The sequence below is a fragment of the Pseudomonas sp. MWU12-3088 genome, assembly GCF_023242405.1.
Classification (GTDB): domain Bacteria; phylum Pseudomonadota; class Gammaproteobacteria; order Pseudomonadales; family Pseudomonadaceae; genus Aquipseudomonas; species Aquipseudomonas kribbensis.
The window spans coordinates 45,063-56,275 of record NZ_JALJEA010000019.1; the positions used below are offsets into that span (position 1 = coordinate 45,063).

The following is an 11,213-nucleotide window of genomic DNA, read 5'->3' on the forward strand; positions in this document are numbered from 1 at the left end:
GTGACCTGAACCGGTTAACCTGGCCGGGAATGACCGTCCGTCTGAGCGTGCACGTCAACGTCATTGAGCGCTGTGGTCATTGAATCCGTGACCGTCCCGGCCAAGAGTGGAGGCACGAATTTCCCTCACCGCACAGGTTCGAGAACGCCATGACCCAAGCTTTGATTTTCGACGCATTACGCACGCCCCGTGGCAGAGGCAAGGCCGACGGTTCGCTGCACAGCGTCAAACCGGTGAACCTGGTGGCCGGGTTGCTGACCGCGCTGCAGGCGCGCACGGCGCTGGATACCAGCCAGGTCGATGACGTGGTGCTCGGTTGTGTCACGCCGATTGGCGATCAAGGCTCGGACATCGCCAAGACCGCTGTGCAGGTTGCAGATTGGGATGTCAGCGTCGCTGGCGTGCAGATCAACCGCTTCTGCGCCTCGGGGCTGGAAGCGGTGAACCTGGGAGCGATGAAAGTCCGCTCCGGGTTCGAAGAGCTGGTGGTGGTCGGCGGCGTCGAATCCATGTCCCGCGTGCCGATGGGCAGTGACGGCGGCGCCTGGGCGCTGGACCCGCAGACCAACCTGCACAGCCATTTCACCCCTCAAGGCGTCGGCGCCGACCTGATCGCCACCCTTGAAGGCTTCAGCCGTCAGGACGTCGATGCCTACGCGCTGCATTCGCAACAGAAAGCTGCCCGGGCCCGGGCCGGCGGTTCGTTCAACAAATCGTTGGTACCGGTGCAGGATCAGAACGGCCTCATCCTGCTCGATCACGATGAGTTCATTCGCGCCGAGTCGACCCTCGAAGGACTGGGCAAGCTCAAGCCGAGTTTCGAAATGATCGGCCAGATGGGCTTCGACGCCACGGCGCTGCGGGTCTACAGCCATGTCGAGCGCATCAACCATGTGCACACACCGGGCAACAGTTCGGGAATCGTTGATGGTGCGGCGCTGATGCTGATCGGCTCCGAAGCCAAGGGGCGCGAGCTGGGCCTGCAACCCCGGGCGCGAATTGTCGCCACGGCAGTCACCAGTACCGACCCGACCATCATGCTCACCGGCCCGGCGCCGGCCACCCGCAAGGCACTGGCCAAGGCCGGGCTGCGGGTCGAAGACATTGACCTGTTCGAAGTCAACGAAGCGTTCGCCTCGGTGGTGCTGAAATTCATCAAGGACATGGCCGTGGACCCGGACAAGGTCAACGTCAATGGCGGATCGATTGCGATGGGCCATCCGTTGGGCGCCACGGGTTGCGCGATTCTCGGCACCTTGCTCGATGAACTGGAAGCCCGGCGCCTGCGCTACGGCCTGGCGACGCTGTGCGTCGGCGGCGGCATGGGTATCGCCACCATCATCGAACGCCTCTGACCCCAAGGAAACCTGTCATGACCCAAGCCATTCGTTACGAAAAAGGCCAGGACGGCATCGTCCTCCTGACCATCGACATGCCGGGCCAGAGCGCCAACACCATGAACGCGGTGTACCGCGAGGCCATGGGCGAAAGCGTCGCCCGACTGCTCGCGGAAAAAGATGACATCGCCGGGGTGATCATCACGTCGGCCAAAAAGACCTTCTTCGCCGGCGGCGACCTGAATGAACTGATCAAGGTCGGCAAGCCCGAAGCCAAGGCCTTCTACGACATGGTGCTGACCCTCAAGGGCCAGTTGCGCACCCTGGAAACCCTCGGCAAACCGGTGGTTGCGGCGATCAACGGCGCGGCGCTCGGCGGCGGCTGGGAAATCTGCCTGGCCTGCCACCACCGCGTGGCACTGGACGATGCGTCGGTGCAACTCGGTTTGCCGGAAGTGACCCTCGGCCTGTTGCCGGGCGGCGGCGGAGTGGTGCGTATGGTGCGCATGCTTGGCATCGAAAAAGCCCTGCCGTATCTGCTCGAAGGCAAGAAAGTCCGCCCGCAACAGGCGTTGCAGGCCGGTTTGATCGATGAACTGGCAGCCGATCGCGAAGAGCTGCTGGCCAAGGCCCGGGCCTGGATTCTGGCCAATCCTGCGGCCGTGCAGCGTTGGGATGTGAAGGGCTATCAGATTCCCGGCGGCACGCCGTCGAACCCGAAAGTCGCGCAAATGCTGGCGATTGCGCCGTCGATCCTGCGCAGCAAAACCCAGGGCACGATGCCGGCGCCGGAGAAAATTCTCTGCGCGGCGGTGGAGGGTGCGCAGGTGGATTTTGATACCGCGCACCTGATCGAAACCCGTTATTTCACTGAATTGACCACCGGCCAGATCTCGAAAAACCTGATCGGCACCTTCTGGTTTCAGCTCAATGAAATCAACGCCGGCGGTTCGCGTCCGCAGGGCTTTGCGCCTTATGTGACGAAGCGCGTGGGCGTCCTCGGCGCCGGGATGATGGGCGCGGGAATCGCCTATGTCAGTGCCTCGGCCGGAATCAATGTGGTGCTCAAGGACATCAGCCTCGCGGCTGCCGAAAAGGGCAAGGCGCATTCGGCGGCATTGCTGGACAAGAAAGTCGCCCGGGGGCAAATGACCGCCCAGCAGCGTGAAGCGGTGCTGGCGCGCATCCAGACCACTGAAAATGACACCGATCTGGCAGGTTGCGATCTGATCATCGAGGCAGTTTTCGAGGATCGTGAGCTCAAGGCCAAGGTCTCGGCAGCGGCGCAGCAGGTGGTCGGCGCTGAAGCGGTGATCGCTTCAAACACCTCGACTTTGCCAATCACCGGCCTGGCGGCTGCGGTGCCGGATCAGAGCAAGTTCATCGGCCTGCATTTCTTCAGCCCGGTGGAGAAAATGCCACTGGTGGAAATCATCAAAGGCGCGCAAACCAGCGACGAAACCCTCGCACGCGGGTTTGATTTCGTTCTGCAAATCAAGAAAACGCCGATTGTGGTCAACGACAGTCGCGGCTTCTTTACCTCGCGGGTGTTCGGCACTTTCACTAACGAAGGCATTGCCATGCTGGGTGAGGGTGTCAGCGCGCCGATGATCGAGACCGAAGCGCGCAAGGCCGGCATGCCCATCGGGCCTCTGGCGATCTCCGACGAAGTTTCCCTCAGCCTGATGAGCCATATCCGTCAACAAACGGCCAAAGACCTGCAAGCAGAAGGGAAACCGCTGATTGAGCACCCGGCGTTCGCCGTGATTGACTTGTTGCTCAACGAATACAGGCGGCCGGGCAAGGCGGCAGGAGGCGGTTTTTACGAGTACCCGGCGGGTGGCCAGAAACACTTGTGGCCGGAGCTGAAACCCCGTTTCGAGAAAGCGGACGGGCAGATCTCGCCGAAGGATGTGCGTGACCGGTTGCTGTTCGTGCAAGCCATCGAAACCGTGCGCTGTGTGGAAGAGGGCGTGTTGACGTCGACGGCGGACGCCAACGTCGGCTCGATCTTCGGCATCGGCTTCGCGGCCTGGACGGGCGGCGCGTTGCAGTTCATCAATCAATATGGCGTGAAGGACTTTGTCGCGCGGGCGCAGTACCTGGCTGGACAGTACGGCGAGCGTTTCGCACCGCCAGCGCTGCTGCTGCAAAAGGCTGCCAGCGGCGAGCTGTTTTAGCGGGTTGGGGAAGCATTCCGGGGCTTGCCTTGCCGGGTGGTTTCAGGGCAGGCTCTGGGGTGTGCATTATTCCCATCAAGTGTCAGGAATTTTTTATGTCGCTACGCATCTGCATTCTGGAAACCGACATCCTGCGTCCGGAACTGGTCGATGAATATCAGGGATACGGGCAGATGTTCCAGCGCCTGTTCTCGCAACAGCCGATTGCCGCCGAGTTCACGGTGTACAACGTGATGCAGGGCGACTATCCAAGTGATGACCTGACCTTCGATGCGTACCTGATCACGGGCAGCAAGGCTGACTCGTTCGGCACCGATCCGTGGATTCAGACCCTCAAGCAATACCTGCTGACCCGCTATGAACGCGGCGACAAACTGCTCGGCGTGTGCTTCGGCCATCAGCTGCTGGCGCTGTTGCTGGGAGGCAAGAGCGAACGTGCGACCCAGGGCTGGGGCGTCGGTACTCACAACTACAAGCTGGCGGCCAAGGCTCCGTGGATGAGCCCGGTGCGTGAAGAGCTGACCCTGTTGATCAGTCATCAGGACCAGGTCACGGCGCTGCCGGAGAACGCCACGGTGATTGCTTCCAGCGATTTCTGTCCGTTCGCTGCGTATCACATCAACGATCAGGTGCTGTGCTTCCAGGGGCATCCGGAATTCATTCACGATTACTCGCGGGCGCTGCTGGATCTGCGTCAGGAAGCGCTGGGCGAGCAGATCTACAGCAAGGGTGTGGCCAGCCTTGAGAGCGATCACCACGGCACCACGGTGGCGGAATGGATGATGCGTTTTGTGGCGCACAAGCCAGACGCTGCTTGAACCCGAAAGCCCCCGTGTCCTGCACGGGGGCTTTTTTCCTTACAGCCAGCCCGATTTCTTGAAGCTCGCCCACAACCCCACGCAACCCACGGTGATAAAGCCCAGCACGGCGAAATAGCCGTAATGCCAGCTCAGCTCCGGCATGTTCTGGAAGTTCATCCCGTAGATCCCGGCGACCGCCGTCGGGAACGCCAGAATCGCCGCCCAAGCCGCAAACTTGCGCTGCACCACGCTTTGCCGTGACGCCTCCAGCAGTACACCGATCTCGATGGTCTGGCTCGCAATGTCGGCCAGGGTGGTCAGGTCTTCCATCTGCCGCGTGACATGGATCTGCACATCGCGGAAGTAAGGGCGCATGTTCTTGTCGATGAAGGGGAAGCTCAGCTTCTGCAACTCTTCGCCGATCTCCACCATCGGCGCCGCGTATCGACGCAAGCGCAATACATCGCGGCGCAGGCCATGAAGCTTCTGGATGTCGTGCTCATTCAGCGCGCTGCACAACACGTTGCGCTCCAGTTCGTCGATCTCGGCGTGGATCGCTTCACCCACCGGCTGATAGTTTTCGATCACGAAATCCAGCAGCGCATACAGTACGAAATCTTCCCCGTGTTCCAGCAACAGCGGCCGCGCCTCACAGCGTTGACGGACATGAGCGTAGGACGCCGAATGACCATTGCGGGCGGTGATGATGTAGCCCTTGCCGGCGAAGATGTGGGTTTCGATGAACTGCAGGATGCCGTGTTCGCGAACGGGGGAGTAGGTGACGATGAACAGCGCGTCGCCGAAGGTTTCCAGTTTCGGACGGCTGTGTTTTTCCAGGGCATCCTCAATGGCCAGTTCATGCAGGTTGAACTGGCGCTGCAGATTGGCCAGCTCCTGGGCGTTCGGCTCTTCGAGGCCGATCCAGACGAAGTGTCCGGTCTTGGCGGCCCAGGCAGCGCCTTCATCGAGGGAAATATTGGTGACTTTCTTACCGGCGCTGTATACCGCAGCAGCAACAACTCGACCCATGGTGGTGGTTCACTTCTTCTTGGCAGATGGCAGGGGAGGCATGGCTTCAGCTTAGCCGTGTCGCTGCTTGAGAGTCAGTGAAATCTGCACAGTTCACCGGGCAAAAGAAAACCCGCACAGGGCGGGTTTCTTTTTCACGCAGCCTGAAGCTGCCGATCCATCGCATCGATGCACTCGCGCATCTGTTCGCGGCACTGGCTGATGAGCATGGGCATGTCGTCCATGGTCAGGCCGGCGGTAGGAATTGCCGGCAGCGAGCGTATGAGGATTTTCCCGCTGCGCCAGCGGTTCAGGCGCATGTGCTTGATGTAGCTGCTGACACACACCGGGACGATCGGTACACCGGCGGCGATGGCCATCTGGAACGCACCTTTCTTGAACGGCAGCAGTTCTTCGCCCAGGTTGCGCGTGCCTTCCGGGAACACCCAGATCGAGGTGTCTTTGTGCTGCAAGGTGTCGGTGGTCGTCAGCATCGACTGGCGCGCCTTGTGCGCGTTCCCACGATCGATCAACACGTTGCCGGCGAGCCAGAACAGCTGCCCGAACAGCGGCACCCATTTCAGGCTTTTTTTGCCGATGCACACGGTCCGTCGCGGCACGACGTTGCCGAACACGAACAGGTCATAGTTGGACTGGTGGTTGGCGATGATCACGCAGCTGTCGGGCTTGTTCATCAGCTGACCGACGTCGGCCTTCACTCGCAGGCGCAGAATGCACATTGCCGGCAGGGCATAGAGACGGGCGCACAGACGACTGTTGTCCGGATTGAATGGCCGGCACAGCCCGAGAATCACCCCGAGCACACCCGCCAGCATAAAGTGCAGGCCCATCAATAACATACGAAACACAAACAGCATTTTCAGGCCCACCGGGACAAAAGGTGGCGCAGTGTACGGATGTGCACTGTTTTCGGCAATTGCCGCTATAGAGTCCGGAGATGGGCGATGTTTAAGCGCATGTTTCCGACTTGGCGGTCAGAGGCGTCCTAGAGCTGCCGAAGAGTTTTAAACCGCGCATGTAAGAAAAAGCCCGACACGACGGTCGGGCTTTTCTTTAGCGGAACGAAGGGGGTCAGCCCAGGTGTTCCTGGTCCTGAATGATCGCGTTATCCAGGGTTTCCAGCAGCGCCTTGCGCACTTTGAGCTTGGTGTTCTTGTGCGCGGTCATGTTGATCTTCTTCAACTGACGTGCGGCGGCGAGGGCGGCACCTTGCAGTTCCTCGGCAGAAACCACCTTGTCAAGGAAACCGGCGTCCACAGCGCTTTGCGGATCGAACATTTCGCCGTTGATCACCGAACGGTGGAAGGCCGAGCGACGCAGGCGATCGCGGGCCAGTTCAATGCCGGCGTGGTGCATGGTCATACCGATCTGCACTTCGTTCAGACCAATGCTGAACGGGCCGTCGACGCCGATACGATAGTCGGCAGACAACAGAATGAATGCACCTTTGGCCACGGCATGGCCCGGGCAGGCAACGATCACCGGGAACGGGTGCGACAGCAGGCGGCGGGCGAGAGTCGAACCGGCGGTTACCAGCGACACGGCCTCTTTAGGGCCAGCGGTCATCACTTTCAAATCGTAGCCGCCGGAGAGAATGCCCGGCTGGCCGGTAATGATCACGATTGCACGATCCGCCACCGCCTGATCCAGCGCCGCGTTGAAGGCCGCGATCACGTCCGGGGAAATGGCGTTGACCTTGCCGTTGCTCAGGGTCAGGGTCGCGATACCGTCTTCGAGGTGGTAGGCAATCAGGTCGCTCATGGCGCAATTCCTTATAAGAAAGATGGGCAGACGTTACCCACCGTCGCCGGTCAGGTAAAGCACTGTGACTGACCCGCCGGTCACCCTTGAGCGGCTGATCCGCCGCAACGTGCCCCACGACAAACGCCTGCGCGCCTATATAGAAGGGCCGCGCCCACCCGAGATTGGCCGGATCGCCATGGCCCATCGACAGCGGAAACGACTTTTTCTCTTAACCGCATGAAAATTCTGAAAAAAAGTTTGCCATCAGAAAAGCTTTCGACTACATTAGCGCGCCTCGACAGACAGAACATGTTTGAAGAGATACGGTGAAGTGTCCGAGTGGCTTAAGGAGCACGCCTGGAAAGTGTGTATACAGGAAACTGTATCGAGAGTTCGAATCTCTCCTTCACCGCCAAATTCGATGTAAACAAAACCCCTGGTTTCGAGAGAAACCAGGGGTTTTGTGCATTCTGGCGTCCGGATTTTTTTGCTCACAGAGTTGGGTTCGGCTTCACTTTGCCGGGGCAGTACAATCGCGGCTTTATTTGTATGTAAAAGGACGACTTCCATGATCATTTCCACCACTCACTCCATCGAAGGCCGGCAGATCACGGCGTATCTGGATGTTGTCAGTGCCGAGTCGGTGCAGGGCGTGAATGTGATTCGCGATATGTTCGCCGGGATGCGGGACTTTTTCGGTGGGCGTTCGCAGACGTTGGAGCGGGCGTTGAAAGAGGCGCGTGTTCAGGCGACTGACGAGATCAAGGAGCGTGCGCGGGCCTTGCAGGCTGATGCGGTGGTCGGGGTGGATTTCGAGATCAGCATGCCGGCGGGGAAGGGCGGAATGGTTGTGGTGTTTGCGACCGGTACGGCGGTCAAGTTGCGTTGATCGTTGGAGCCCATTCAATGGAATGGGCTCCTTGCCATGAATCAGCCCTGCGGTTTGAGTACGACAGTGCCTTTCGAGTCGTAGGTCAGGGGCGTATCGATTGCAACCATTGGCGTACCGCCAGGCTGGACCGGATCTGGATGGTAGATGACGCCAGGTTTGCCAGGCTGCACTGGACTAGGTCCGTCCAGTGGCTTGATGACGATTTCACCCGAGGCAACCTTCTCCTTGAATTTTTCCGCCGCGGCTTTAGCGGCGGCGATCTGCTCGTCCGTGAGCTTTACAACAGGCATTGGCGGGAATCCTTTGATTTCCATGTTCTCTCCTTGAGATTCATTGCGTAGGAAAAAGGGCAACGGCCTGTGGGTGGGAATCTTTAGCTCCGTAGGACCAGCGGTCTGAACATTGTGTTTAATTTCTGTAGGCCATTCGTCGGGCTTCGGGCGATCTGAATCACAAGTCCAGGAATGACCGGCTAGTCTCAAAAGCCTTGGAGGTCGATATTTTTTCAGGCAAAAGGGTCTTGCCGGTATCGGCCCGCTTTTGAAAGGGGTGAAGAGATGACTGATCCGTACATCGAAGACGACGGGGCTGAATTTCCATTCAACAATTGCGTGCGCTGTGGCCAGACCGAGTATCAGGCGGGCTTTGGCGAAGATCCGGTGCAGACCGGCAAGATCAAGTCGACAGCACCCAAGGGGCCGAAAGCGAAATTTCTGCCCAAGGTGACGACACGTTCCAGGAAGTAATCCGGATGCCACAGAACCCCGCCATTGAGCGGGGTTTTTGATTGCTGATTTTCTAGAGAAGCGTCCTACAGAAATTGCGGAATCGTCCGGTTTCTTTCACAAACTTTTCACACCGGTCTACGTAGGGTGAAGCCATCCGTTAGAAAGCAAGTCTCCAGCCCGTCTCCCCAGCGGGCTTTTTTTTGCCTGTGATAAAACCTTTTCTAAAATCGCTGTCCAATCGGCGCCAAGTGCGCTGTGGCACTGGACATTGCCGCGGCAACAGCATTCAATCTGCGCCCTTTTTCTTCCTTCTTTTGAGGTTTTCGTCATGCGTTTAACTCTGCCTGCTCTGGTTCTGGGGCTTCTGGTCGCTCAAGGTGCAATGGCCGGTGATGGTACCGCCGCACTGGGTGGTGGCCTGGGTGGCGCGCTGGGTAATGTGGTCGGCCAGAAAATGGGCGGCAGCAGCGGCGCGGCCATCGGCGCTGGCCTGGCTGGCGCGGCTGGCGGTGCGTTGGCAGCGAAGAAAGGTGCCCGTACCAAAGCGGCCATTGGCGGCGGTGTAGGCGCGGCAGGTGGTTCGATCATCGGCAACAGCCTGGGTGGCAAGAACGGCGCGACCATCGGCGCCGGCCTGGGCGGCGCAGCGGGCGGCGCGGTGGGCAGCAACCTGTCCAAGGGCCACAAGCGTCACTGATTGCGAATGCATGTCTGAAAAGGCCCGGCTTTATGCCGGGCCTTTTCGTTGCTGAACGTTTTTCCGGAATTCGCCTCCAATTCCGTATAGCCCCTTCCGGGCGTACCGTCCCGATCCGGGACCTGCGAGGTCTGTATGCGATCGACTTTAACTGCGTTGGTTTTAGGATTGCTCGTGGCGCAAGGCGCCATGGCTGCCGGCGATGGTTCCGCGGCGGTCGGTGGTGGTCTGGGTGGTGTGCTGGGTAACGTGGTCGGCGGACAACTCGGCGGTAGCACCGGTGCCGCAGTGGGAGCGGGCGTTGGCGGTGCAGCCGGCAGTGCCGTCGGAGCGAACAAGCGTAATCGTACGGAAGCCGCCATTGGTGGTGGTCTTGGCGCGGCGGGTGGTTCAGTGCTGGGCAACAGCGTCGGTGGATCTACCGGCTCGGCTGTCGGTGCCGGACTCGGCGGCGCGGCAGGTGGTGCAGTGGGCAACAGCCTGGGAGGCGATGGTGGAAAATCGCATTCCGGTGGCGGCCACAAGCACAAACACAAATATCGTCACCGCTGAGCAAGCGGAGTGACTGAAACCCGGCCTTGTGCCGGGTTTTTTGTTTTCCCGCGTAATGCGCCGGAACGTTTAGCGACCATACTTTTCGAACGTCTACACGCTGAGCTTCCGAGGTGCACCATGACTCCCGAAACCGAAGGCAAGGAAGAAAAAGGCCCGAGCGGGTTGCCGTTTATCAATGATCCGGGGAATGAAGACCCGGGGTCGTTGATGGATGATGCGACGGTTCCGCTTTGGGAGGGTGAGGGGGAAGAGCTTGAGTATGAGGATTTTGATGATGATGAGTGATTGCTGGGCAAGCCCGAGGTGTGAGTATCGGCACTTCACACCTGGACCTAATCATTCTGGTTTTTTGAGGATGTACAGGTTATCCGAAGCAGACATTTTTTCTATCTTATTTAACGCCAAATACTCGTTGAATTCTTTTTTTAGTTCGTTTTTGTCGCAGTATTTTTTGTATTTCAAAGGTCTGTCACTGGCGTAAATGTAGAGACGCCAAATATCAAAACCATCGATTCTATTGTTTGATCCGTAGTCGAAATCCACAGACTCTGTAGGGAAGTGGATAGCGCACCCCACACCGTGCAGTTCGTATTCCACTGTATCTGTTATTTTTCCGCATCGTTGTATCTGATTGGAGCGCCATAACCTCAAAATATTTCGCGTGCCAAATTGTTCCTCCAGCAGCTTCGTGCCGATATCTACTTTGTATAAAAAATCAGTTATTAGATCTTCAAGGGTACTGTCTTGTTCTCTCATCTTCTTCTGTGATGCTCCAATCTGTCGTGGCCAGTGTTAGCTGCCGATTCTAAGACTTCTTCGATAGTGTTTAGAATTCCTTTATGTTCTTTTATGTTGGTTACTAAGTTTATTGTTACGTTAGTTGAGGTTTGCCGCGCAGCCGCTGCGCGATGGTGGCCATCTAAAATATAGAGGTTGCCGTTGTGTTCTGCCACGTCGATGGGGAATTCATTGTCATACCCGACAGTTCGCATGTCTTGTCTTAACTTTTCTACTCGTTTAGTTGAGCCTTTTCCTACTATTGCATGCGTTCGTATCAAGGTTTTCGGGTCTACCTCGAAAAAAATGGTAGGGGGTAGTGGTTCACCTTTATTTACCTTTGAACCACTGACATCATCGGGCACCGAACATCCCGGTTTATTCGGCGGCGGACAATTGGAGTTCAACCCCAACGGATCCACCCACCCCGTCGGATTCGGCACGTACCGGTACTGGTTCAACCCACCCGCCAGCT

At 58.4% G+C, this 11,213-nt stretch carries 14 protein-coding genes and 1 tRNA gene; 9 read left to right on the forward strand and 6 right to left on the reverse strand.

Annotated elements, in window-relative coordinates; all coding sequences use genetic code 11:
• Window positions 1-149 precede the first annotated feature (149 nt).
• The 3 genes from M5B98_RS28245 to M5B98_RS28255 all read left to right on the forward strand — a co-directional run bounded on the left by M5B98_RS28245 (window position 150) and on the right by M5B98_RS28255 (window position 4,335).
• Window positions 150-1,355 (forward strand): acetyl-CoA C-acetyltransferase, encoded by a 1,206-nt coding sequence (locus M5B98_RS28245; RefSeq protein ID WP_248744645.1) that lies wholly within the window; start codon window positions 150-152, stop codon window positions 1,353-1,355.
• A 17-nt stretch (window positions 1,356-1,372) separates the two neighbouring features.
• Window positions 1,373-3,517 carry a 3-hydroxyacyl-CoA dehydrogenase NAD-binding domain-containing protein gene (locus tag M5B98_RS28250; protein ID WP_248744646.1) on the forward strand — a complete coding sequence of 715 codons (2,145 nt, stop codon included), beginning with the start codon at window positions 1,373-1,375 and terminating at the stop codon, window positions 3,515-3,517.
• A gap of 95 nt (window positions 3,518-3,612) precedes the next feature.
• Window positions 3,613-4,335, forward strand: a complete 723-nt coding sequence (locus M5B98_RS28255; RefSeq protein WP_085710661.1) for an amidotransferase — start codon at window positions 3,613-3,615, stop codon at window positions 4,333-4,335.
• A gap of 39 nt (window positions 4,336-4,374) precedes the next feature.
• Here M5B98_RS28255 and M5B98_RS28260 read toward each other — a convergent pair whose 3' ends face one another.
• The 3 genes from M5B98_RS28260 to M5B98_RS28270 all read right to left on the reverse strand — a co-directional run bounded on the left by M5B98_RS28260 (window position 4,375) and on the right by M5B98_RS28270 (window position 7,107).
• Window positions 4,375-5,346, reverse strand: a complete 972-nt coding sequence (locus M5B98_RS28260; RefSeq protein WP_134825980.1) for a magnesium and cobalt transport protein CorA — start codon at window positions 5,344-5,346, stop codon at window positions 4,375-4,377.
• A 134-nt stretch (window positions 5,347-5,480) separates the two neighbouring features.
• Window positions 5,481-6,203 (reverse strand): 1-acylglycerol-3-phosphate O-acyltransferase, encoded by a 723-nt coding sequence (locus M5B98_RS28265; RefSeq protein WP_085710663.1) that lies wholly within the window; start codon window positions 6,201-6,203, stop codon window positions 5,481-5,483.
• Between the two features lie 214 nt (window positions 6,204-6,417).
• The gene (locus M5B98_RS28270) at window positions 6,418-7,107 is read right to left on the reverse strand and encodes a crotonase/enoyl-CoA hydratase family protein (RefSeq protein WP_085732367.1); all 690 of its coding nucleotides are present in this window, start codon (window positions 7,105-7,107) and stop codon (window positions 6,418-6,420) included.
• Between the two features lie 307 nt (window positions 7,108-7,414).
• Between M5B98_RS28270 and M5B98_RS28275 the strand changes: the two genes are divergently transcribed.
• Both M5B98_RS28275 and M5B98_RS28280 read left to right on the forward strand, forming a co-directional pair.
• Window positions 7,415-7,504 (forward strand) — tRNA-Ser (locus M5B98_RS28275).
• Window positions 7,505-7,657: 153 nt separating this feature from the next.
• Window positions 7,658-7,978 carry a YbjQ family protein gene (locus M5B98_RS28280; RefSeq protein ID WP_114882012.1) on the forward strand — a complete coding sequence of 107 codons (321 nt, stop codon included), beginning with the start codon at window positions 7,658-7,660 and terminating at the stop codon, window positions 7,976-7,978.
• A gap of 41 nt (window positions 7,979-8,019) precedes the next feature.
• Here M5B98_RS28280 and M5B98_RS28285 read toward each other — a convergent pair whose 3' ends face one another.
• Window positions 8,020-8,295: a hypothetical protein gene (locus tag M5B98_RS28285; RefSeq protein WP_085710665.1), complete on the reverse strand. Its 276-nt coding sequence runs from the start codon at window positions 8,293-8,295 to the stop codon at window positions 8,020-8,022.
• A gap of 243 nt (window positions 8,296-8,538) precedes the next feature.
• Here M5B98_RS28285 and M5B98_RS28290 point away from each other — a divergent pair, with 243 nt between their 5' ends.
• The 4 genes from M5B98_RS28290 to M5B98_RS28305 all read left to right on the forward strand — a co-directional run bounded on the left by M5B98_RS28290 (window position 8,539) and on the right by M5B98_RS28305 (window position 10,246).
• The gene (locus M5B98_RS28290) at window positions 8,539-8,727 is read left to right on the forward strand and encodes a hypothetical protein (RefSeq protein WP_085701198.1); all 189 of its coding nucleotides are present in this window, start codon (window positions 8,539-8,541) and stop codon (window positions 8,725-8,727) included.
• A gap of 310 nt (window positions 8,728-9,037) precedes the next feature.
• Window positions 9,038-9,406, forward strand: coding sequence for a bacteriocin (locus M5B98_RS28295; RefSeq protein ID WP_085710666.1), 369 nt, complete (start codon window positions 9,038-9,040; stop codon window positions 9,404-9,406).
• A gap of 135 nt (window positions 9,407-9,541) precedes the next feature.
• Entirely contained in the window at window positions 9,542-9,958 is a 417-nt protein-coding gene (locus M5B98_RS28300; protein WP_085710667.1) for a hypothetical protein, read from the forward strand.
• 120 nt (window positions 9,959-10,078) lie between these two features.
• Entirely contained in the window at window positions 10,079-10,246 is a 168-nt protein-coding gene (locus M5B98_RS28305) for a hypothetical protein (RefSeq protein WP_167443766.1), read from the forward strand.
• A 51-nt stretch (window positions 10,247-10,297) separates the two neighbouring features.
• Here M5B98_RS28305 and M5B98_RS28310 read toward each other — a convergent pair whose 3' ends face one another.
• Together M5B98_RS28310 and M5B98_RS28315 are read right to left on the reverse strand one after the other, a co-directional pair.
• Window positions 10,298-10,717 (reverse strand): DUF6896 domain-containing protein, encoded by a 420-nt coding sequence (locus M5B98_RS28310; RefSeq protein WP_248744647.1) that lies wholly within the window; start codon window positions 10,715-10,717, stop codon window positions 10,298-10,300.
• Window positions 10,714-11,213: ParB N-terminal domain-containing protein (locus M5B98_RS28315; protein WP_248744648.1), on the reverse strand; the 500-nt coding region annotated here is incomplete at its 5' end. The genes M5B98_RS28315 and M5B98_RS28310, both read right to left, overlap by 4 nt.